The sequence below is a fragment of the Pseudomonas sp. SDT291_1_S447 genome, assembly GCF_054070155.1.
This window is the reverse complement of record NZ_JBSVXS010000012.1, coordinates 26920-47279: the sequence shown is the minus strand read 5'-3', so window position 1 is coordinate 47279 and position 20360 is coordinate 26920. Positions and strand designations below refer to the sequence as shown.

Sequence of the window (20360 nt, the reverse complement as noted above, 5' to 3'; positions counted from 1 at the left end):
ATACGGTGCCCCAGCGAATGTTCAGACCGTTATCGATCTTTATCGGCACGCGCTATACCCGCGCCAAGCGCCGCAATCGCTTTGTTTCGTTCATTTCGATGACCTCGATGATCGGCCTCGCCCTCGGCGTGCTGGCGATGATCGTGGTGTTGTCGGTGATGAACGGCTTCCAGCGCGAAATGAGCTCGCGCATCCTCGGCATGGTGCCGCACGCGACCATCGTTGGCGTCAAGCCGATCGATGACTGGCAGCCAGTGGCCGCCGCCGCGATGAAGAATCCTGAAGTGACTGCCGCCGTGCCGTTCACCGAGATGGAAGGCATGCTCTCCTATAAGGGCCTGATGCAGCCGATCCAGATCAGTGGCGTCGATCCGGCGCAGGAAGGCAAGGTGTCGATCGTTGCCCAGCACATTGTGCAGGGCCGTCTCGATGCCTTGAAACCGGGCGAGTTCGGCGTGGTGATTGGTGAAATCACCGCACGACGTTTCCGCCTCAATGTCGGCGACAAAATCACCCTGATCGTCCCGGAAGTCAGCACCGCGCCGGGTGGCATCACCCCGCGTATGCAGCGACTGAACGTGGTCGGCGTGTTCAAGGTTGGCGCCGAACTGGACGGCTCAATGGGCCTAATCCACGTCGCAGACGCCGCGACCATGCAGCACTGGGAGCCGAATCAGGTGCAGAGCGTGCGTCTGGCGGTGAAAGACCTGTACGCCGCACCGAAAGTCTCCTCGGACATCGCCGCCGGTTTGGGTGCGGACTTCAAGGCTGACGACTGGACCCACACCCAGGGCAGTCTGTTCAGTGCGATGAAAATGGAAAAAACCATGATCGGCCTGCTGTTGCTGATGATCGTCGCGGTGGCGGCGTTCAACATCATCGCGACCCTGATCATGGTGGTGAACGACAAGGGCGCGGACATCGCGATTTTGCGTACCATCGGCGCCACGCCACGGCAGATCATGGCGATCTTCATGGTGCAAGGCACGGTGATCGGTATTGTCGGCACGATCATTGGCGGCGTGTTGGGCGTGATCGCCGCGCTGAATGTCAGTCAGATCGTGGGCTGGATCGAGCGAGTCAGCGGGCAGCATATCTTCAGTTCGGATGTGTATTTCGTCAGCAATTTGCCGTCGGAATTGCAGGGTGGGGATGTGCTGTTGATTTGCTCGGCGGGCTTTATTCTCAGCTTCCTGGCGACGGTATATCCGGCTTGGCGGGCGGCGAAGATCGAGCCGGCTCACGCGCTGAGATATTCCTGAGTTTCAAGTCCGTCTTCGCGAGCTTGCTCGCGAAGGGGTCTGTATGGCTGGCCTCAATCTCCCTTGGGCAACTCAATCACAAACCGCGTCCATCCCGCTTCGGATTCGCAATGAATCTGCCCTCCATGGGCACGGACGATGGATTGAGTAATCGCCAACCCCAACCCCGCATGCTCACTGCTGCCTTCCTGCCGCGCCGGATCCGCTCGGTAAAAGCGGTCGAACAAGCGTGGCAACAACTGCGCAGAAACTCCCTCGCCACTATTTTTGACTGAAATACGCACAGCGCTCGCTTGATCAACGATCCGCAAGCTCACATAGCCCTCAGCCGGGGTAAACCGCAGCGCGTTATCCAGCAGATTCGACAAGGCCCGGCGCAACATACTGCGATCACCCTTGATCTGCGCATTGCCCTCACGGCTCAGCTTGACCCCGGCGTCCTCCGCCAGCGGCGCAAAAAACTCCAGCAGCAGATCGGTCTCATCCGCCAGCTCCAGCGGTTCACGCTTGGGCATCAGCAAACCGTGGTCAGCCTTGGCCAGATACAACATGTCGTTGACCAATTGCGCCATCCATTGCAGCTCTTCGAGGTTGCTGTGCAGCGCTTCGCGGTAATCCTCGATCGGCCGAGGGCGGGTGAGGGTGACTTGAGTGTGGGTCAGCAGGTTCGACAGCGGGGTGCGCAGTTCGTGGGCGATGTCGGCCGAGAACGCCGAGAGGCGCTGAAACGAGTCGTCAAGGCGTGCGAGCATGGCGTTGAAGCTGTGGGCCATTTCCGCAAGCTCGGGTGGCATTTGCGCTTCGGGCAGTCGGGCATTCAGCGATTGTGCGGAAATCCCACGGGCGACCGCGCTCATGCGCCGTAACGGACGCAAGCCGCTGCGTGCGGCCCAGGCACCGAGCAAAGCGGTGGCCAGCGCTGACAGCCCGACCGTCAGCCAGATCAGATGCTGCATGCGTTGCAGAAAATGCTGGTGATGGGTGATGTCCAGCAGCAAGGTCAATTGCGGCGAATCGGCTTTTTCCGGGTAGAGCGGGGCGTTGAGCACGCGATAGTCGGTGCCGTCGTGACTCACGGTCGACAGGCCGGATTCTGGCGGCAAATCCTGGGGAATCTGCGTCGAGCTGTCGTACCAGCGTTGGCCGTCACTGCCGGTGATACGCAGCGACAGATCGGCCTGACGACTCAGCTCATCGGCCAGCCGTGCCTCGCGTTGCGCGGGTTGAACATCCTGCAAGGCGCGGCGCAGGCCAATCAGCTTACCGTCCAGTTGCTGCTGGTCGAGTTCGATGAAGTGCGCCTCGCTGGCGCGGTTGAACAGCACGCCGGCAAACAGTGAAACCACGGCGGTGCAGGCGGCAAACAATAGGGCCAGGCGCGAACTCAGGGACAAACGACGCATCAGGCGCCACGCTCTTCGAGCACGTAACCCATGCCGCGCACGGTGTGGATCAGTTTATTGGGGAATTCGTCGTCGATCTTCAGGCGTAAACGCCGGATCGCGACTTCGATGACATTGGTATCGCTGTCGAAATTCATGTCCCAGACCTGTGAGGCGATCAGCGATTTCGGCAGCACTTCACCCTGGCGGCGCAGAAGCATTTCCAATAGTGCGAATTCCTTGGCGGTCAGGTCGATGCGCTGACCGCTGCGTTCAACCCGGCGGCGGATCAGATCCAGACGCAGGTCGGCCAGTTGCAGACTGGTTTCCTGTTGTGTAGCGCTGCCGCGACGCAACAGGCTGCGCACCCGCGCCAGCAGTTCCGAGAAGGCGAAGGGTTTGACCAGATAGTCGTCGGCACCGAGTTCGAGGCCATGAACCCTGTCTTCCACGGCGTCTTTGGCCGTGAGAAAAAGTACCGGCGTATCCAGCCCGGCGCTGCGCACCGCTTGGAGAATCTGCCAGCCGTTGCGTCCCGGGAGCATCACGTCGAGGATCAGCAACGCGTAGTCACCGCTCAGTGCCAGTTGCTGGCCGCTGTTGCCGTCAGCCACCAGCTCCGTGTTGAACCCGGCCTCGGTCAGGCCCTGGCGCAGGTATTGGCCGGTTTTCGCTTGGTCTTCGACGATCAACAGTTTCATGGGCGACTCGGGTGGGTTCGGGGGTGTTGTAGTCACGAAAGCTTTATACCGTGAGCGCTGGCGTCAAACGCCAACCTGACAAAGTTGTAATCTGCCTGTCAGGTAGATGCCAGCGCAGGCCGGCTAAAGTTTCCCATAAGCTGAACCTTATCTTGTTGGAGAACGACCATGTTTTTACGCCAATCCCTGGCCATCTGTTTGTTGGCAATGAGTTCGACGGCGTTTGCAGCTCCCGCGCACACCTATGATTTCGGCCAGCCAGCACCGGCCGCCAAAGCCTCGCGCAGCATTGAAGTGGTGTTGAACGACATGTCGTTCGACCCGAAGGCGATTCAGGTCAAGGCCGGTGAGACCGTTCGCTTTGTGCTGGTGAATAAAGGCCAATTGCTGCACGAATTCAACCTCGGCGACGCGGCGATGCATGCCAGACACCAGCAGGAAATGTTGCAGATGCAGCAAAGCGGCATGCTCACGCCTACTGGCATGAAGGAAATGTCCCACGGCATGGCCGGCATGGATCACGCAGCGATGGGCCACGGCATGAAGCACGACGATCCCAACAGTGTGTTGGTCGAACCGGGCAAGACAGCCGAACTGACCTGGACCTTCAGCAAGGCCACCAGCCTGGAATTCGCCTGCAATATTCCCGGGCATTATCAGGCGGGCATGGTCGGCAAACTGACTGTCAGTCAGTAAGCACTCAAAGGCGCGGGCAAAGGCTGGTAGAATCCGCTGATTATTCAGTCAGGTTTCCGCCATGCATCCCGCAGCCGAACACTCGCCGCTGGGCAAATCCAGCGAATACATCGCCACGTACACGCCGTCCCTGCTGTTCCCGATTCCGCGCACCGCGAAATGGGCCGAGCTGGGTCTGACCGCCGAAACCCTGCCGTATAAAGGTGTGGATTTCTGGAACTGCTTCGAGCTGTCGTGGCTGCTGTCGTCGGGTAAACCGGTGGTGGCGATCGGCGAGTTCAGCATCCCGGCGGATTCGCCGAACATCATCGAATCGAAGTCGTTCAAGTTGTATTTGAACTCGCTGAACCAGACGGCGTTTGCCGACGTCACTTCTTTGGAAGCAACGCTGGTCAAGGACCTTTCTGCCGCTGCCGGCAAACCGGTGGGTGTACGGGTTCGCAGCCTGAAGGATGTTGAAGCGGAGGGCGTCGTGGCGCTGCCGGGCGTGTGCATCGACGATCTGGATATCAGCGTCAGCAACTATGAGCATCCGCGCCCGGAACTGTTGCGTTGCGATGAATCGCGGGTTGTCGAAGAGACGGTGTATAGCCATCTGCTCAAATCCAATTGCCCGGTGACCAGTCAGCCGGACTGGGGCACAGTGGTGGTGGAGTATCGTGGCTCGGCGCTGGATCATGCCAGTTTGCTGGAATATATCGTCAGCTTCCGTCAGCATTCGGACTTCCATGAGCAGTGTGTGGAGCGGATTTTTCTTGATCTGCAGCGGTTGCTGAAACCTGAGAAGCTCACGGTGTTTGCACGTTACGTGCGTCGCGGTGGTCTGGATATCAACCCGTATCGCAGCACTGAAAACGTGCAACTGCCGAACCATCGATTGGTGCGTCAATAGATACCCAATGTAGGAGTGAGCCTGCTCGCGATAGCGGTGTAGCAGTCGACATCAACGTTGAATGTCAGTCAGCTATCGCGAGCAGGCTCACTCCTACAGGGGAATGCATTGCCAAAGTTGAAATGAAAAAGCCCGGCCAGTGATGGCAGGGCTTTTTGCGTTTCGGGGGGAGTCAGATCCCCATGCTGCCCAGCGCGTTGACGATGTTGCGCAAAGTGCCAGCTATGGTTGGATGGTCAACTTCAAAGCGTTCAACGGCGAGGTTCACGCCGTCGGCAATATTCGAATCGTTGGTCTTGGTTTCGAGTTCAAGTTCCAGTTCAATCTGCGCCATCAGCGCATGCAAATCCTCACGCTCGGCTTCCGACAGCGGCGGATTCTGCTCCAGCTGCTCGCGCAGGGTATCGAGCTGTTTTTGCAGTTCTTGGGCGGGCATGGTGTTTTCCTTTTATCAATAGGCACTGGCATTGACCGCAGCCGCGCGCCAAAGGTCTATGGCTGACCTTTAGATTAATCCACTCCCGGCAAACCTGCATGATCCCGATCAGGGCTTTTCGCCTTTGAGCCGGCGCAGGCTGATGTCCGCCAGGCAGGTGTCGAGTTCGCCCAAGTGATCGATGACCGAATGCACGCCCAGCCCGAATAACTGCACGGTTGCCTTGCCACGCAACTGTTCGCGTTCTTTCTGGCTCAAGGCTTGCCATTCGCCCGGCGCCAGGCCACACAGCGAGCCGCAGGAGGCGAGGCCGATGGTCCATAGCCCGGCGTTAAGGCCGGCCTGCAACAGGCGCGGCTCACCGCTGACCAATACGCAACCGTCCAGACTGCTGACGTTCAGATCCATCAGGGCCTGCCAGCAAGCGTTCGGCGCAGGCCATGGATTGATTGTTGCCGAATATTGCGCGGGTTTGATCCAGGCAGGTAGCGAGTTTGATAACGATTGGGCGAGGGCAGGGGGCAGTTCATCCAGCCAGGCACAGGGAATCTGCTGGCGCTGCAAACTGTGCAGACTGTCGAGCGCGCCTGGCGTGGCCTCGGCATATTCGGGCCGGGCAACGGTATTCAGACGAGCGCGAGCACCGAAATCCACCAGACAACCGCTGAGTCCAAACAATACGGCGGTCAGGCTGGACGCGGCGACGGGCAAGGTTTCGGCATGTGACATGGCAACGTCCCTGAAATAGCGCTAAGGCTAGTCACTCCAGGTGACAGTTGCGTGACGGCTATGTGAAACGCGGCGTGGGAAGCGTCCTACAACTTTGCACAATTGGCCGACTGTCCAAACGGGCTTTTGCGCTTATACTAGCGGCCTTAATGCCCGGGCCCCGATGCCCGCGACAGTACATATCCAAGGAGTTTTTCTATGCGCTGGAGCTATCCGCTCGCTCAGCTAAGTGTATGTGCCGGCCTGTTGCTGGCGCCGTTCGCCACTCAGGCGGCAACGGAAGAAGACCCTTGGGAAAGCGTCAACCGCCCGATTTTCCAGTTCAACGACTTTGTTGACACTTACGCGCTGAAACCACTGGCCCAGGGCTATGAGTTTGTCACGCCGCAGTTCCTCGAAGACGGCATCCACAACATGTTCCGCAACGTCGGTGACGTCACCAACCTTGCCAACAACATCCTGCAAGCCAAACCGGCTGCTGCGGGCGTCGACACCGCTCGCCTGATCTTCAATACCACTTTCGGTCTGCTCGGCTTCTTCGATGTCGGTACCCAGATGGGCCTGAACCGTAGCGACGAAGACTTCGGTCAGACCCTCGGTTACTGGGGCGTAGGTAGCGGTCCGTACGTGATGCTGCCGCTGATGGGGCCGAGCACATTGCGCGATGCGCCTTCCAAGTACGTCGACAGCTACACCGGGATGTACCGCTACATCGACCACGTGCCTACGCGTAACTCGATCTTCGGTCTGAACATCGTCGACACCCGCGCCAGCCTGCTGTCGAGCGAGAAGTTGATCAGCGGCGACAAGTACACCTTCATCCGCAACGCTTACTTGCAGAACCGCGAGTTCAAAGTGAAGGATGGCCAGGTCGAAGACGATTTTTAATCTCGACCGGTAAAGACAAAGGCGACCTCAGGGTCGCCTTTTTTGTGTGTAGCTATTTCATTTTCAGAATGGTCAGGCCGAGCTTCTGGCCGCCGCCATCCTGTGGCCGGATCCACACCACTTCGGTCTCGGCCTCAAGGCCGCTGAGTGCGGCGTGATCGGAGTCGATGCGCACGCTCAAACGATCACCGACCGCGAACTGGCGCGGTGCTTCGACCTGCATGCCACTGCTGGAGAGGTCGATGCAAACGCCTGAAACCTCATCGCCTTCATGAATCAACACGACATCGGCATCGACCCGCATGCGGATGAAATCGCGCTTTTCGCTGTAGTCCCGACTGGTTTGACTCATAGGTTCGTCCTTCCATTGGGTTACGGTTTGAGCTGTTCTTATAACTCTCGGTGATTTGACAAGTAAAGTCGTCAAGCGACCATCGGCGCATGCTTGAAACGCTCTGCGGATGGGAGTACCGTCTGCGCCTTAGAAGGGCACCTCTGGTGTAACCGCGTTTGCAGCCATTGCTCGAAAGCGGTGCAGTAGAGAGGCTAGAAAGCGAATCCAGTAGTCTGCGCAGGGCCCGATGCCCCGCCAACTACGCCAACCTAATTCTGGCGCCGTTTGCCCACATGCCAAAAACCAGTGCCACGCTGCTGATAATCGATGATGACGAAGTAGTGCGCGCGAGCCTCGCGGCCTATTTGGAAGACAGTGGTTTCAGCGTCCTGCAGGCCAGCAACGGCCAACAGGGTCTTCAGGTATTCGAGCAAGACACGCCCGACCTGGTCATCTGCGATCTGCGCATGCCGCAGATGGGCGGTCTCGAACTGATCCGTCAGGTCACCGAGCGGTCGCCGCAGACACCGGTGATCGTGGTGTCGGGTGCCGGCGTGATGAACGACGCGGTCGAGGCCCTGCGCCTGGGCGCGGCGGACTACCTGATCAAGCCTCTCGAAGATCTGGCTGTGCTCGAGCACTCTGTGCGCCGGGCCCTGGATCGTGCGCGCCTGCTGGTGGAAAACCAGCGCTACCGCGAGAAGCTGGAAAAGGCCAACCGCGAGCTTGAGGCCAGCCTGAACCTGCTCCAGGAAGACCAGAACGCCGGTCGCCAGGTGCAGATGAACATGCTGCCGGAAAGCCCGTGGAGCATCGACGAGTTCAAGTTCGCGCACCAGATCATCCCGTCGTTGTACCTGTCGGGGGATTTTGTCGACTATTTCCGTGTCGACGAGCGCCGGGTGGCTTTCTATCTGGCGGATGTATCCGGTCATGGCGCCTCTTCAGCCTTCGTCACCGTGCTGCTGAAGTTCATGACCACGCGCCTGTTGTTCGAATCCAAGCGCAACGGCACTTTGCCGGAATTCAAGCCTTCGGAAGTCCTTGGTCATATCAACCGGGGGCTGATCAGTTGTAAGCTGGGTAAACACGTCACAATGGTCGGTGGAGTCATCGACGAGGAGACCGGTTTGTTGACCTATAGCATCGGCGGCCATCTGCCGTTGCCTGTGTTGTACACGCCTGACAGTGTTCGTTATCTCGAAGGGCGTGGTCTGCCGGTGGGCCTCTTCAATGAAGCCACCTACGAAGACCACGTGCTTGAGCTGCCGCCGACGTTCAGCCTGACGCTGATGTCCGATGGCATTCTGGATCTTTTGCCAGAACCTACGCTCAAGGAAAAAGAAGCCGCTTTGCCTCAACGGGTGAAGTCGGCGGGCGGCAGCCTGGATGGTCTGCGGCAAGTGTTTGGATTGGCCACGCTAGGGGAGATGCCGGATGATATCGCCCTGTTGGTGTTGAGCAGGAATCTTTAATGAGTACCGGTAGAATCCAGTTCGCCGAGCAGGACGGCACCTTCGTCCTGAAATTCGTCGGTGAAGTTCGCCTGACCCTGTGTTCGGCGTTGGATGCGACTATTGAGAAAATCTTCACCGCGCTGAATTTCAACGCGATCGTGATCGATTTGACCGAAACCCGCAGCATCGACAGCACGACGTTGGGCCTGTTGGCCAAACTGTCGATCCTGTCGCGGCAGAAGGTCGGCCTGCTGCCGACTGTCGTCACCACCCACGAAGACATCACCCGTCTGTTGCAATCGATGGGTTTCGAGCAGGTGTTCAACATCGTCAACCACCCGGTGCCATGCCCGGAGTGCCTGGACGATCTGCCGGATCAGGACCAGTCGGAAGAAGTGGTGCGGATCAAGGTGCTCGAAGCGCACAAGATCCTCATGGGCCTGAACGATTCCAATCGTGAAGCGTTTCATGATCTGGTGAATGCTCTCGAGCGGCATTGATCCGCTGAATTGAAGGTAGGCCCTGCTGGCCTCATCGCGAGCAGGCTCACTCCTACAGGGTTATTCATTCGACACATAATCGCGATCAGACCACAGATCCCTTGTAGGAGTGAGCCTGCTCGCGATAGCGCCCGCAAGCACACTGAACATTTCCAGCAAACAGAAAAAAGGGCGAACCTGTGAAGGTTCGCCCTTTTTGCATTTCACCCACTCAAATCACAGCTTGGCCTGCAGCAGCGCCTCAAGCTTCTCCTGGTCGCGAGCAAACTGACGAATGCCCTCAGCCAGTTTCTCGGTGGCCATCGCGTCTTCGTTGGACAACCAGCGGAATTGCGCTTCGTTGAGGCTCAGACGGGCTTCACCGGCGTTGCCCGGGGCCAGTTTGCGCTCCAGCTTACCGGTGTCGGCCGCCAGCTTGTCGATCAGGTCCGGGCTGATGGTCAGGCGGTCGCAGCCGGCCAGTTGCTCGATCTGGTTGAGGTTGCGGAAGCTCGCGCCCATGACCACGGTTTTGTAGTCATTGGCCTTGTAGTAGTTGTAGATACGGGTGACCGACTGTACGCCCGGATCATCAGCGCCGGTGTAGTCGTTGCCGTTGGCCTTCTTGTACCAGTCGTAGATGCGGCCCACGAATGGCGAAATCAGGAACACGCCAGCGTCAGCGCAAGCGGCGGCCTGAGCGAAGGAGAACAGCAGGGTCAGGTTGGTCTGGATGCCTTCCTTCTCCAGCACTTCGGCGGCGCGGATGCCTTCCCAGGTCGAGGCGATCTTGATCAGTACGCGATCACGGCCAATGCCGGCCTTGTCGTACAGCTCGATCAAGCGATGCGCGCGTTTCAGCACGGCGTCCTTGTCGAACGACAGGCGTGCATCCACTTCGGTGGAGATGCGGCCCGGGATGACTTTGAGAATTTCCTGACCCACTGCGACGCCGAAACGGTCGCTGGCCAGGCCGACATCGCCCTTGCAGTCGCTGACGCAGGCGTTCAGCAGTTCGGCGTAGGCCGGAATGGCTGCCGCTTTGAGCAGCAGGGAAGGGTTGGTGGTGGCGTCGACCGGTTTGACCCGGGAGATCGCTTCGAAGTCGCCGGTGTCGGCAACAACGGTGGTGAATTGTTTGAGTTGTTCCAGCTTGGAAGTCATGGGCGTGCTCTGTCCTATGGGTCTGATGACATTACCCGAGCGCCGACGGCCACTCAAGGGTAGGTGCGTGTATCGATGGCCCCTGCGGCAACAACCTGAAAACGATTGTTTGAAAGGCGGGGCGCGGTATCGATGAATACGATGCCAAAACGGCCAACAGGTTCAAAGAAACCGACCTGCGTACAGGCCGGTTGTGCATGCGCTACTGGGCGTTCAACAGGGCTTCGACGGACATACGTGCCGGTTTCGGCTGACCGTCAGAGGTCAGCAGGCCGAAGTTCTTCTCGCGATCGTTGCTGCCCGAATCACTGTTCTTCCATTCGTAGATGGAGGTCAGCGGGATTTTGAGTTTTTTAACATCGCCAATAAACGCGTTGATCTTGCTCGCTTGGCCCTCTGCACCGCCGTTGGAGGCCAGTGCCGAGATACCCCACTCACTGATGATTCCGGGCACATGAAAGTTCTGCTGAATGAAGTTCTGCGCGTTGCTGATCTGCGTAGCCGTCATGCCATAGGGGTGATAGGACACGGCGCTCAGGCATTTGGGGTATTCGCTGACGATGCGGTTAAGCGCCACGGTCGCAGCCGAGCCTGCGCTGGGTGGACGGGCGAAGCCGTAACCGATCACCGGCGTCGATGGCGGTTGCTCCTGCAGCGACTTGCACACACCGCTCATGAACGGCACAAACGTGGTGTCGAAATTGCGCGTCGGCCAATAGGTTTCCAGGTCCGGTTCATTCCATAACTCGATCGCCACCAGTTGCGCGCTGTACGACTGTTGCAGCCCGGTCACAGCTTTGGCGAAACCTTCACCGGCGGTGGTCAGCTCGGCGCTCGATGTGGCGGGCAACGCCTTGATCGCGCGGACCGTCAGCAACACCGGCAGGCCCGCAGATTGCGCCGCCGCAAAGGCGTCGCTGACCTGTTTCTGATAAGCCTTGGCGGTCAGGCTGTCGCTCCACACACCGAAGCGGACAAAACCGAAGCCTGCCGATTTGATCTGCGCGGCGTCGGCGGCTGTGAAGTTCTGGATCTTCACCTGCACGCCGATGTTCTTCGCCGGAAGGTTGGGAAACAGTTCGCTGGCGTGAGCCTGAGTTGTAGCCCCGGCCACCATCAGTGCCAACGCGCCGAGTTTTTTGAGATGTGTTGTTTTCATGTCTGCTCTCCCGAAGAGAAGTGACAACTGCGAATAAATGATCTCGTTGCTCAATTTTCGAGTGAGGTGATGGCACTAAGTGCGCGAATGTTATTTTTTGTCGGAAAACAATCACGCGAAAATCACAGTTATTTTTAGTCCGCTAATTGTGGTTGGGGGGCTTTTAAACGCTGTGGTACTTAATGCTTCGGTACTAACAGGGCGAATCTATTTCCGAGTGAAGAAAGATCTGAGGGTTCATTAAATTGCTCTCGGGATGTTGGCCGTTTGACATTACACAGGAAAGTAAAACCTTGTTCAGAAAGATCCTTGTCGTTTGCGTGGGCAATATATGCCGTAGTCCGACGGCAGAACTGATGCTGCGTAACGCGCTGGCCCCCTCAGCGATCACCGTCTCCTCCGCAGGCCTGTCGGCACGGGTTGGCGAGGGCGTCGAAGCGTCCGCCCGGCAAGTGCTGGAAGACCATGGCCATAACGCCGAAGGCTTCATCGCACGGCAACTGACCGCAGACATCGTCAATGAATCAGACCTGATTCTGGTGATGGAAAAACAGCATGTTAATCAAGTATTGAAGATTGCCTCTCATGCGAGGGGCAAAGTATTTCTGCTCGGCAAGTGGCAGAGCGAGCGCGAAATACAAGATCCGTATCGTCAAGGCAAGGCCGCTTTTATTCATGCCCATGCATTGATTGAAGATGCTGTTAGCTCATGGGCACAACGCCTCGCGCGTTGATGAATATTCTTCAGATCAATGAATGGTAAGAACAGACTTATGCAGTTACCGTCCGTCATCGGCACTCGCGACAATGATCAAGACAGTATTGATCTTCTCGGCATATTCGGCAGTTTGATCGACCAGAAATGGTTGATCGGCGCGCTCACCGGCGCCTTCATGGTTACCGGTGTGGCCTACGCAGTGTTGGCCACGCCCGTGTACCTGGCGAATGCGCTGGTGCAGGTCGAGCCAAAAAAGAACGACATGCTCGGGTTCTCCGACCTCAACAGCATGCTCGGTGGGCAATCGCCGTCGGTGACCGAAATCGGCATCATCAAATCCCGCGCGGTGATCGGCAAAACTGTCGACGACTTGCGCCTGGACATCGATGTCACCCCCAATACCTTCCCGATGATCGGCGGCTTTCTCGCCCGGCGTTATCGCGGCGAGACCGAGACCAGCGTCGCCGCACCGCGTTTCGGCCTGAACAGTTACGCCTGGGGCGGTGAGCGTCTGGAGTTCGCCCGGCTCAATCTGCCGAAAGAACTGTTGGGCAAGAAACTCACCCTGATCGCCGGCGAACAGAAGCACTTCCAGTTGCTCGATGACAACGACAACCTGCTGGTCGAAGGCGTCGCCGGTGAAGCGTTTGCGCAGGACGGTGTAGAAGGGCAGATCACCCAGTTGCTGGCCAACCCCGGCACGCGTTTCGAGGTGGTGCGCAACCCGCGAATCGTGACCATTCAGGGTTATCAGGATGCACTGGATATCTCCGAGCAGGGCAAGGAATCGGGGATTATCAAACTGGCGCTGGCCAGCAGCGACGCCGCTGAAGCGGTGAAGATTCTCAACAAGATCGCCGCGCTGTACGTGGATCAGAACGTGCGCCGCACCTCGGCGGAAGCGGCGCAGAGTCTGGCCTTCCTGCAGAGCCAGTTGCCGCAGGTCAAACGTGATCTGGCCAAGGCCAGCGATGCGCTGAACGCCTATCAGACCCACGGCAAGACCGTGAACATCTCGCTGGAAACCCAGTCGGTGCTCGGTCAGTCGGTAGCGCTGGAAACGCGGATCTCCGAGCTGAAAATGCAGCAGGCGGAGATGGACCGCAAGTTCACCAAACAGCACCCGGCCTATCGCGCCTTGATGAGCCAGATTGGCGAACTGACCCAGCAACAGAAGTCGCTGGAAGGCAAAGTCGGCGATCTGCCCGCGACACAGCAGGAATTGCTCAACCTGACCCGCGATGTCGAAGTCGCTTCGCAGATCTACACGCAGTTGCTGAACAAATCCCAGGAGCTGGACATCGTCCGCGCCGGTGCCGTGGGTAACGTGCGTCTGGTCGATGCGGCGGATGTCGACCTGACCAGCCCGGTCAAACCGAAAAAAGCCCTGATTGTGCTGATTGCTACCTTCCTCGGCGCCTTCGTCGGCGTCGCTCTGGTGCTGCTGCGCAAATCCCTGAGCCGGGGTCTCGAAGGCCCGGAAGCCATCGAACAACTCGGTTTGCCGGTGTACGCGTCGATCCCGTACAGCGCCTTGCAGGATGAAGAAGACAACAAAAAAGGCCGCGCCCGCGACGGTGTCGACAAACCGGCATACCTGCTGGCCCTGCGTAACCCGACCGACCTGTCGATCGAATCGATCCGCAGCCTGCGCACCTGCCTGCACTTCGCCGGGCTCGATTCGACCAACAACCGCATCATGATTTCCGGGCCGAGCCCGCAAGTGGGCAAGACCTTCGTCTCGTCCAACCTCGCGGCGGTCATGGCTTTGAGCGGTCAGCGCGTGGTGCTGATCGATGCCGACATGCGCAAAGGTCACCTGCACAAAACCCTCAACACGCCGATCACCAACGGCTTGTCCGACCTGCTGGTCAAGCGCTGCAGCATCGACCAGGCAATCAACAAAGTCGAAATCGACAACCTGCACTTCATCAGTCGCGGTCAGGTGCCACCGAATCCGTCCGAGCTGTTGATGCACGCCAACTTCCGCGAGCTGCTCGCCGAACTGAGCGAACGCTACGACCTGGTGATCATCGATACGCCGCCGCTGCTGGCGGTGACTGATGCGGCCATCGTTGGCCGTGAAGCCGGGATCAGCCTGATCGTCACGCGCTTCGGGGTGAACCCGGCGAAAGAGATCGAACTGACCATCCGCCGCTTCGCGCAGAACGGCATCGAGTTGAAAGGCGCGGTGTTCAACGGCGTCGAGAAGCGTGCGGCCAGTTACTACGGCAACGGCGGCAACGGTTATTACAACTACGAATACGCGTCCGACAAATCCTGACTGTCAGCGACTGTTTTTTCCTGTTTGAAGTGGGTGATTTGTGAAGAAAATACTGCACGTGGCAGAGACGATCAAAGGTGGCGTCGCGACGGTGATCCGGACGATTTCGGCTTCGCCTGAAGGCGATGCGGCGAACTACGAACTGGTGTATCTGGTTCCGGATGATCAGGCCAAAGAGTTGCACGGCATCGGTGCGCAACAGATCCGCACCTTCCCGCGCACCGGGCGCAATGTGCCGTCGTTGCTGCGTTTCGCCTGGCGCCTGACCCAGGTCATGCTCAAGGAAAAACCCGATGTGGTGCATTTGCACAGCACCTTTTCCGGAGTCATCGGCCGGTGCGTGTGTGTGCTGCTGCGACCGTGGCGCAAGCCGAAAATCGTCTACTGCCCACACGCGTTTTCGTTCTTGATGGAAAGCTCGCCGACCAAGCAGAAAGTCTATGCGTGGATCGAGCGAGTACTGCAGAAAGTCACCGACGTGATCATTTGCGTCAGCCAGTACGAACTCGACAAAGCCGCGCGCTTCGGCATCGAGCGCAAGCGCATGAAGCTGATCTACAACGGCATTCACCGCAAGGATGACGCGCCGAAAGCGGCGAGTCCCGAGCCGATTCATCTGCTCTTCGTCGGTCGTCTCGATTATCAGAAAGGCTTCGACGTGCTGCTCAAGGCCTTCGCCAACGTGCAGCGCAAAGACTTGAAGCTGACCGTGGTTGGCAGCGCGGTGAACGAGGACGCGGTGGAGTGCCCACCGATGGACTCTGTTGAATACCTGCCATGGGGCACGCCGAGCGAAGTGCAGGCGCTGTACCAGAAAGCCGATGCGCTGATCGTGCCAAGTCGCTGGGAAGGTTTCGCCATGGTGCCGCTGGAAGGCATGGCCATGGGCTTGCCGGTGATCGCCAGTAATTGCACCTCGCTGCCGGAACTGGTCACCAATGAGGTCTCCGGTTATGTGTTCCCGTCCGGTGATCACCAGGCATTGACCGACGTGCTGACGATCATCCAGAAACCGCGCCTGCTCGACCTCGGTAACGAAGGTCGGAGCATTGTCCGCGAGCGCTTCAGCGCCGCGTTGATGATTCGCCAGACCTACGACTTGTACCGCGCTCCCACTTTTTAAGTAGAACTCAAGCATATGAACGTAACGATTTTGCATGGCTACAGTGCGTCCAACTCCGGTGACGGTTTGCTCGTCGACCTCGCCATTGCGCTGGTGCAGCGCAACTTTGGCGAAGACACGGCGATCAGCGTGGTCGCTTCCGATCCGGACTCTTTCAGCTACTTGCCGCACCCGCGATTCGACGCGCCGGTGATGGCGGCCAAGGGTTTGGGCCGGGTCAAGCAAGCGGTGTTCCTCAATCAGTCCTACGCCGGGCTGGCGGAACTGCTGAAGAAAACCGACTTGATCGTCGGTGTCGGCGGCGGTTACATGCGCTCGAAAAGTGCCTTCGAGCACATCAAGCTGAAACTCGGCCACGCCAAGCAACTGGAAACCGCGATCCTCAGCAAAGTGCCGTCGGTGTACCTACCGCAAAGCATCGGCCCGTTCCACGGCGAGAGCAGCAAGATCGTCGAGCACTACGCCAGCGCCGATGCGGTATTCGTCCGTGACAACCGCTCCTCGGCGATTTTCGATGCCTGCGCCAACGTCTACCGCGCGCCGGATCTGGCGGTGCAATCGCTGGCGAGCAAAATCCTTCAGCAAGCAAAATTCACCCGCTGCGCGTCGTCGCCAGCCACGGTCTGCGTAGTGCTGCGCAAGCCGCCGGAGTGGAGCAAGGAGAAGAAAGTCGCTTACGTGGCCAATCTGAAAGTGCTGCTGCAGCGCCTGAAGAACAAAAGCAAAGTGGTTTGCGCCGTACAGAGCGCGGTGCGTGGCAACGATGACGGTGCGTTCTATCGCGAGCTGGGTATCACTGAAGACCTGTTGTCGCTGAAGGCGACGATTGCCAAATACCAACCGGACCTGGTGATTTCCGTACGCTTGCACGGCGCTATCGAGTCGTTGCTTTCCGGCGTTCCGGCGTACCACATCAGCTATGAACGCAAAGGCTTTGGCGCCTATCAGGACATGGGCGTCGAGGACTGGGTGATCAACGGCGGCGACATCAATGTCGACACCATCATCAACACGGTTTACGCGCCGAATGCATTGTCGGATTTCGGCAAGCGCCTGACCGATACCTGCCGTGAAATCGAAGCGAAAACCGTGGCCATGGACGAGATCATCAAAGGTGTCGTTCGATGATATTTCGGCTACTGCTTCGCGGCGGTGCCTTGGGCGCGAAGTTTTTGCTGGTGTTGGCGATCACCCATTACCTCGGCTATGAGGCACTGGGCTTTTACGGCGTGGTGGTCGCAGCATCGCTGATTGCGTCGAAGTTCTACAGCGTCGGTTTCAGTTCCGAGATCAATCGGTTGATCAGCGTCGGCGGCAGTTCGCGGCGCGTGGTCGACAAGGTTTTGCTGCTGTATCTGGCGGTGGGGCTGGTGCTGTCGGTGGTGACAGTGCTGATTTATTCACTGTTTCAGACAGTTGAAGCGCCGGCCGCGCTGATCCTTTGCGTGACGCTGGTGTTGCTCACCGAACACCTGTCGTTCGAGATCAACTCGTTCGTGTTTTCCGCGCAGAAAGCCACGGCGGGCGCATTGCTGTTCTTCATCAAGACCGGCCTGTGGGCAGTGTTGGCAGTGGGCGGGATGATGCTCGGGTGGGTGTCGGGAATCGCCAGTGTGTTGTGGCTGTGGGTCGCCGCCAACGTGCTGGTGATCATCGCCGGTTACCTGATCGTGGTGAACGTGCACAAGGGACGAGTCGCCGGCACGTTGGCCACGGCCACCGTTTGGAAGGCCGGGTTGCCGTTCTACCTCGGCACTGGACTGATCGCGCTGAGTCAGTACGCCGAGCGCTTTCTGATCATCGACCTGGAACCCTACGCCAGCCTCGGTAAATATGTGTACGCGTGGTCGGCGGCGAACACTTTGCAAGCGTTGTCCTATGCGGTGGTGGCGGTGGTGGGGATTCCGGTGCTGGCCAAGCGTTTTCAGGCTGATCAGCAGGCGTTCACGGTCAAGCAACTGTTCATCAACAAGTGGGTCATGCGCTCGCTTATCGTGTCGGCGGCGGTGGCGGTGGCGATCTATGTGTTTTTCAACGTGGTGCTCGATTACGTCGCCACCAGCGTTCCGCGCCCGGACAACGCGATCCTCGGCGTACTGATTTTCTCCTTCGCCTTGCGCGCGATTGGCGACATCGTCTGGGGCGGTTTGATTGCCTCGAAAAACAGTCGCGTATCGCTCGCCAGCGCGGCGATCTGCCTGTTGGTTTCAGTGCCGGTGAGCTGGGTGCTGATCAAGCACTATTCGATCTACGGCGCAGCGTGGGGCAACGTCTTCGCGATCATCGTGCAGCTCGGTGTAATCGCCGTACTGACCCGCGTGACCGGTGCGAAGAAGGCTGCCGTGTCATGGGCCTGAAGCTGCCGTGCATCGAGTTTCGTGGCAAGAGACTCGATTCGTATGTCTCGTTCCTGATCCTCTTCACAGGGTTGTTTCTGTCGGTGGCCATGCCGCTGTTGATCCCGCGTGATCCGGGGCCGGATGCGATGACCTTGTGGTCGTCTTACGCGCGTGCTGACAACTGCAACTTCTGGAACCCGTTCTCGCCGGATCGCTCGTCCTACGAGTGTTCGGCATTCCTGCTGCGGCCCACCGGGATCAACCTGACCAATGCCTGGGCTTACGGCATGTTCTGCAATTTTTTCCTCACGGCGATACCGGTGGTGGTGTTTCGGCGCATGCCGTTGGCGATCTTCGGCACGCTGTGTCTGTGGGGCATTGTGCGCTCGTTCTTCCTGGAGAACCTGACCAAGGAAATCATTGTGTCGGTGGCGGTGTTGAGCATTTTGCTCAGCTCGCTGACGCGTAAATATCGCGGCGGTTTTTTTCTCTCGGCGGTGATTTACGGCGTGCTGATCCGGCCTTACTGGATTCTGTTTTCGTTGTCGTGGGTCGGCGTCTGCGTGATGAAAAAATACGTGTCGCGCACGACGTTCTTCCTGATGCTGTTCCTGTTTTATCTGGCAGTGGCGATGTCGATCCAGCTCGCTCTGGGCTTCCCGGTGTCATCGATTCGCGCCAGTAACAACGAACTGCGCACGGCGGGCGAGGAGGGCTCGAAATCGCTGATCGTGTCGTGGCTCAGCGGCAGCGACTTCGTTTCGCAAGCGCTGGACTCGATGATCATCTTCTTTCGCTTGTCGTTTCCGGTGGAGCTGATTCTGCTCTCCGGGCCAGGCCAGGTGATCTTCGTCGCGTTGATGATCATGACCGCGTTGCTGTTGTTCAAAGTCATCACTTCGACCGATTACAAAGGCGCGCCGATCCAGACCAAACCCAAGGAACTGATCGCGATTCCGCTGGCGTTTCTGCTGGTGCAAGGGCTGTTCGAGCCGGACTTCGGCTCCTTCGCCCGGCACTTCTCGATGGTGGTGCCGGTGTTGTTCGTTGGCCTGGGCTTGATGCTGCGGGCGAACAAACCGGTGCAGGTTGAATCAAGAATTCTGAATTGAGGCAGGTGCTTTATGTCGAGCAAGAAAAAGTCCCTGGAGATTGAAACCCTGCGTGGTCTGGCGTGCCTGTTGTTGGTGCTCTATCACGTCATCGGGCCGTTGGGTGGCGGGTTGAAGATCGATATCGGCTCGCCGTTCCGGGTGATCGCCGATTCGATGGTGTACGTGCGTATGCCGCTGTTCACGTTCATCTCCGGGTACATCTATTCGATCTACAAAATTCGCGGCAATGACTTTTCCGCGTTCTTCAGCGGCAAGGTGCGGCGCTTGATCGTGCCGCTGTTTTGCGTCGGTGTACCGTTCTCGGTGTTGCAAGCGGTGGGGCCGGGGGTGAACAAGGATGTCGGCGTGCTCGACGCGTTGTTGTCGTTCTGGGTGCCGATCAACCACTTCTGGTTCCTGCAGGCGGTGTTCATCATTTTCATGTTCGTCGGGCTGCTGGAGTGGCGCGGGATGCTGCGTTCGGCGACGCGGTTGTATGGGCTGTTTGCGTTTGCGGCTGTTTTGTTTCTGTTGCCGCCATTCAAGTTCGATGCGTTCGGGATTAACGGCGCGATTTACCTGTTGCCGTTTTTCGTGGCGGGGATGATTGGGCAAGAGAACGTCGACGCGTTGAAGCAGCGCTTCAAGGTGATCGGGCCGTTGGTGTTTGTGGTGATCTCGCTGACGCTGTTGTATGTCGCGGCGATTGATCGCGAGCTGATTGTTGATCGTCGTAGTTTGATCGGGTTGACCGTGGGTTGTGTGTCCTGCATCGCGTTGTTGTCGAGTGATGTGCGCTCGAAGGCGCTGACGTGGCTCGGTGGTTATTCCTATGCGATCTTCCTGTTTCATGTGCTGTTCGCGGCGACGTCGCGGTTTGTGCTGGGGCGGTTGGGGGTGAAGGATGAGAGTTTGCTGGTGCTCGGTGGATTGAGTTGTGGCTTGCTTGGGCCGGTGGTGTTGTCGATGATTTTCAGCCGGTTCAATTTCACCTCTGTGTTGTTCCTTGGTGAGCGGGTGGCGAAGAAGAAACCGGTGGCGCCCATCGTCCCTGTGGTGCAGACGCAAAACAGCTAAAAGCTTCGCGAGCAAGCTCGCTCCCACAAATTTTCTTGGTGTACACAGATTTAGCGGATGACCGCGATAAATGTAGGAGTGAGCCTGCTCGCGATAGCGTTGTGTCAGTCAATGCATTTGTATTGGATAGACCGCTATCGCGAGCA

Annotated in this window: 20 protein-coding genes; 13 read left to right on the top strand and 7 right to left on the bottom strand. The window is 58.3% G+C overall.

What is annotated here, in order from left to right:
• The first annotated feature begins 17 nt into the window (after positions 1-17).
• The gene (locus tag ACW9IR_RS06700) at positions 18-1262 is read left to right on the top strand and encodes a lipoprotein-releasing ABC transporter permease subunit (RefSeq protein ID WP_034156425.1); all 1245 of its coding nucleotides are present in this window, start codon (positions 18-20) and stop codon (positions 1260-1262) included.
• Between the two features lie 53 nt (positions 1263-1315).
• On the opposite strand, the gene ACW9IR_RS06695 is transcribed toward ACW9IR_RS06700, so the two are convergent.
• Together ACW9IR_RS06695 and ACW9IR_RS06690 are read right to left on the bottom strand one after the other, a co-directional pair.
• On the bottom strand, positions 1316-2665 hold the full coding sequence (locus ACW9IR_RS06695; protein WP_457462299.1) for a heavy metal sensor histidine kinase: 1350 nt from the start codon (positions 2663-2665) through the stop codon (positions 1316-1318).
• The gene (locus tag ACW9IR_RS06690; protein ID WP_110720564.1) at positions 2665-3345 is read right to left on the bottom strand and encodes a heavy metal response regulator transcription factor; all 681 of its coding nucleotides are present in this window, start codon (positions 3343-3345) and stop codon (positions 2665-2667) included. Before ACW9IR_RS06690 ends, ACW9IR_RS06695 begins: the two co-directional genes overlap by 1 nt.
• 168 nt (positions 3346-3513) lie before the next feature.
• Here ACW9IR_RS06690 and copI point away from each other — a divergent pair, with 168 nt between their 5' ends.
• Together copI and queF are read left to right on the top strand one after the other, a co-directional pair.
• The gene (gene copI / locus ACW9IR_RS06685) at positions 3514-4041 is read left to right on the top strand and encodes a copper-resistant cuproprotein CopI (RefSeq protein ID WP_110720565.1); all 528 of its coding nucleotides are present in this window, start codon (positions 3514-3516) and stop codon (positions 4039-4041) included.
• Positions 4042-4102: 61 nt separating this feature from the next.
• The gene (queF, locus tag ACW9IR_RS06680; protein ID WP_110720566.1) at positions 4103-4933 is read left to right on the top strand and encodes an NADPH-dependent 7-cyano-7-deazaguanine reductase QueF; all 831 of its coding nucleotides are present in this window, start codon (positions 4103-4105) and stop codon (positions 4931-4933) included.
• Positions 4934-5105: 172 nt separating this feature from the next.
• On the opposite strand, the gene ACW9IR_RS06675 is transcribed toward queF, so the two are convergent.
• Complete coding sequence (locus ACW9IR_RS06675; RefSeq protein WP_095121064.1) at positions 5106-5369, bottom strand: DUF4404 family protein; 264 nt, start codon at positions 5367-5369, stop codon at positions 5106-5108.
• Positions 5370-5477: 108 nt separating this feature from the next.
• Positions 5478-6098, bottom strand: a complete 621-nt coding sequence (locus tag ACW9IR_RS06670; RefSeq protein ID WP_150708077.1) for an HAD family phosphatase — start codon at positions 6096-6098, stop codon at positions 5478-5480.
• 198 nt (positions 6099-6296) lie between these two features.
• Here ACW9IR_RS06670 and ACW9IR_RS06665 point away from each other — a divergent pair, with 198 nt between their 5' ends.
• Positions 6297-6986 (top strand): MlaA family lipoprotein, encoded by a 690-nt coding sequence (locus tag ACW9IR_RS06665; RefSeq protein WP_095121066.1) that lies wholly within the window; start codon positions 6297-6299, stop codon positions 6984-6986.
• A gap of 52 nt (positions 6987-7038) precedes the next feature.
• Here ACW9IR_RS06665 and ACW9IR_RS06660 read toward each other — a convergent pair whose 3' ends face one another.
• Positions 7039-7338, bottom strand: a complete 300-nt coding sequence (locus tag ACW9IR_RS06660; protein WP_095121067.1) for a PilZ domain-containing protein — start codon at positions 7336-7338, stop codon at positions 7039-7041.
• A gap of 275 nt (positions 7339-7613) precedes the next feature.
• Between ACW9IR_RS06660 and rssB the strand changes: the two genes are divergently transcribed.
• Positions 7614-8795, top strand: coding sequence for a two-component system response regulator RssB (rssB, locus tag ACW9IR_RS06655; protein WP_095050481.1), 1182 nt, complete (start codon positions 7614-7616; stop codon positions 8793-8795).
• On the top strand, positions 8795-9277 hold the full coding sequence (rssC, locus tag ACW9IR_RS06650; RefSeq protein WP_003226553.1) for an anti-sigma factor antagonist RssC: 483 nt from the start codon (positions 8795-8797) through the stop codon (positions 9275-9277). The genes rssB and rssC overlap by 1 nt, the downstream gene beginning before the upstream one ends.
• A gap of 216 nt (positions 9278-9493) precedes the next feature.
• On the opposite strand, the gene tal is transcribed toward rssC, so the two are convergent.
• Positions 9494-10420 (bottom strand): transaldolase, encoded by a 927-nt coding sequence (tal, locus tag ACW9IR_RS06645; protein WP_038362268.1) that lies wholly within the window; start codon positions 10418-10420, stop codon positions 9494-9496.
• 202 nt (positions 10421-10622) lie between these two features.
• Positions 10623-11579, bottom strand: coding sequence for a cellulase family glycosylhydrolase (locus ACW9IR_RS06640; RefSeq protein WP_457462293.1), 957 nt, complete (start codon positions 11577-11579; stop codon positions 10623-10625).
• A gap of 293 nt (positions 11580-11872) precedes the next feature.
• Between ACW9IR_RS06640 and ACW9IR_RS06635 the strand changes: the two genes are divergently transcribed.
• From ACW9IR_RS06635 to ACW9IR_RS06605, 7 genes are read left to right on the top strand one after another with little or no spacing between them, the layout of a single operon-like run.
• Entirely contained in the window at positions 11873-12313 is a 441-nt protein-coding gene (locus ACW9IR_RS06635; protein WP_077573818.1) for a low molecular weight protein-tyrosine-phosphatase, read from the top strand.
• 39 nt (positions 12314-12352) lie between these two features.
• Positions 12353-14581, top strand: a complete 2229-nt coding sequence (locus ACW9IR_RS06630; RefSeq protein WP_110720568.1) for a polysaccharide biosynthesis tyrosine autokinase — start codon at positions 12353-12355, stop codon at positions 14579-14581.
• 40 nt (positions 14582-14621) lie between these two features.
• A complete protein-coding gene (locus ACW9IR_RS06625) occupies positions 14622-15704 on the top strand; it encodes a glycosyltransferase (protein ID WP_457462290.1) in 1083 nt (360 codons plus the stop codon).
• 15 nt (positions 15705-15719) lie between these two features.
• Entirely contained in the window at positions 15720-16832 is a 1113-nt protein-coding gene (locus ACW9IR_RS06620; RefSeq protein ID WP_134177040.1) for a polysaccharide pyruvyl transferase family protein, read from the top strand.
• Complete coding sequence (locus ACW9IR_RS06615) at positions 16829-18061, top strand: phosphoribosylaminoimidazole carboxylase (RefSeq protein WP_457462287.1); 1233 nt, start codon at positions 16829-16831, stop codon at positions 18059-18061. Before ACW9IR_RS06620 ends, ACW9IR_RS06615 begins: the two co-directional genes overlap by 4 nt.
• Complete coding sequence (locus ACW9IR_RS06610) at positions 18052-19155, top strand: hypothetical protein (RefSeq protein ID WP_016986717.1); 1104 nt, start codon at positions 18052-18054, stop codon at positions 19153-19155. The genes ACW9IR_RS06615 and ACW9IR_RS06610 overlap by 10 nt, the downstream gene beginning before the upstream one ends.
• Positions 19156-19167: 12 nt before the next feature.
• Entirely contained in the window at positions 19168-20214 is a 1047-nt protein-coding gene (locus ACW9IR_RS06605) for an acyltransferase family protein (RefSeq protein ID WP_457462285.1), read from the top strand.
• The last annotated feature ends 146 nt before the right edge of the window (positions 20215-20360 follow it).

Bases quoted from the DNA above. Each gene is read 5' to 3' on its own strand.
- ACW9IR_RS06700 (WP_034156425.1), top strand. From the start codon at position 18: ATGTTCAGACCGTTATCGATCTTTATCGGCACGCGCTATACCCGCGCC.
- ACW9IR_RS06695 (WP_457462299.1), bottom strand. From the start codon at position 2,665: ATGCGTCGTTTGTCCCTGAGTTCGCGCCTGGCCCTATTGTTTGCCGCC.
- ACW9IR_RS06690 (WP_110720564.1), bottom strand. From the start codon at position 3,345: ATGAAACTGTTGATCGTCGAAGACCAAGCGAAAACCGGCCAATACCTG.
- copI (WP_110720565.1), top strand. From the start codon at position 3,514: ATGTTTTTACGCCAATCCCTGGCCATCTGTTTGTTGGCAATGAGTTCG.
- queF (WP_110720566.1), top strand. From the start codon at position 4,103: ATGCATCCCGCAGCCGAACACTCGCCGCTGGGCAAATCCAGCGAATAC.
- ACW9IR_RS06675 (WP_095121064.1), bottom strand. From the start codon at position 5,369: ATGCCCGCCCAAGAACTGCAAAAACAGCTCGATACCCTGCGCGAGCAG.
- ACW9IR_RS06670 (WP_150708077.1), bottom strand. From the start codon at position 6,098: ATGTCACATGCCGAAACCTTGCCCGTCGCCGCGTCCAGCCTGACCGCC.
- ACW9IR_RS06665 (WP_095121066.1), top strand. From the start codon at position 6,297: ATGCGCTGGAGCTATCCGCTCGCTCAGCTAAGTGTATGTGCCGGCCTG.
- ACW9IR_RS06660 (WP_095121067.1), bottom strand. From the start codon at position 7,338: ATGAGTCAAACCAGTCGGGACTACAGCGAAAAGCGCGATTTCATCCGC.
- rssB (WP_095050481.1), top strand. From the start codon at position 7,614: ATGCCAAAAACCAGTGCCACGCTGCTGATAATCGATGATGACGAAGTA.
- rssC (WP_003226553.1), top strand. From the start codon at position 8,795: ATGAGTACCGGTAGAATCCAGTTCGCCGAGCAGGACGGCACCTTCGTC.
- tal (WP_038362268.1), bottom strand. From the start codon at position 10,420: ATGACTTCCAAGCTGGAACAACTCAAACAATTCACCACCGTTGTTGCC.
- ACW9IR_RS06640 (WP_457462293.1), bottom strand. From the start codon at position 11,579: ATGAAAACAACACATCTCAAAAAACTCGGCGCGTTGGCACTGATGGTG.
- ACW9IR_RS06630 (WP_110720568.1), top strand. From the start codon at position 12,353: ATGCAGTTACCGTCCGTCATCGGCACTCGCGACAATGATCAAGACAGT.
- ACW9IR_RS06620 (WP_134177040.1), top strand. From the start codon at position 15,720: ATGAACGTAACGATTTTGCATGGCTACAGTGCGTCCAACTCCGGTGAC.
- ACW9IR_RS06615 (WP_457462287.1), top strand. From the start codon at position 16,829: ATGATATTTCGGCTACTGCTTCGCGGCGGTGCCTTGGGCGCGAAGTTT.
- ACW9IR_RS06610 (WP_016986717.1), top strand. From the start codon at position 18,052: ATGGGCCTGAAGCTGCCGTGCATCGAGTTTCGTGGCAAGAGACTCGAT.
- ACW9IR_RS06605 (WP_457462285.1), top strand. From the start codon at position 19,168: ATGTCGAGCAAGAAAAAGTCCCTGGAGATTGAAACCCTGCGTGGTCTG.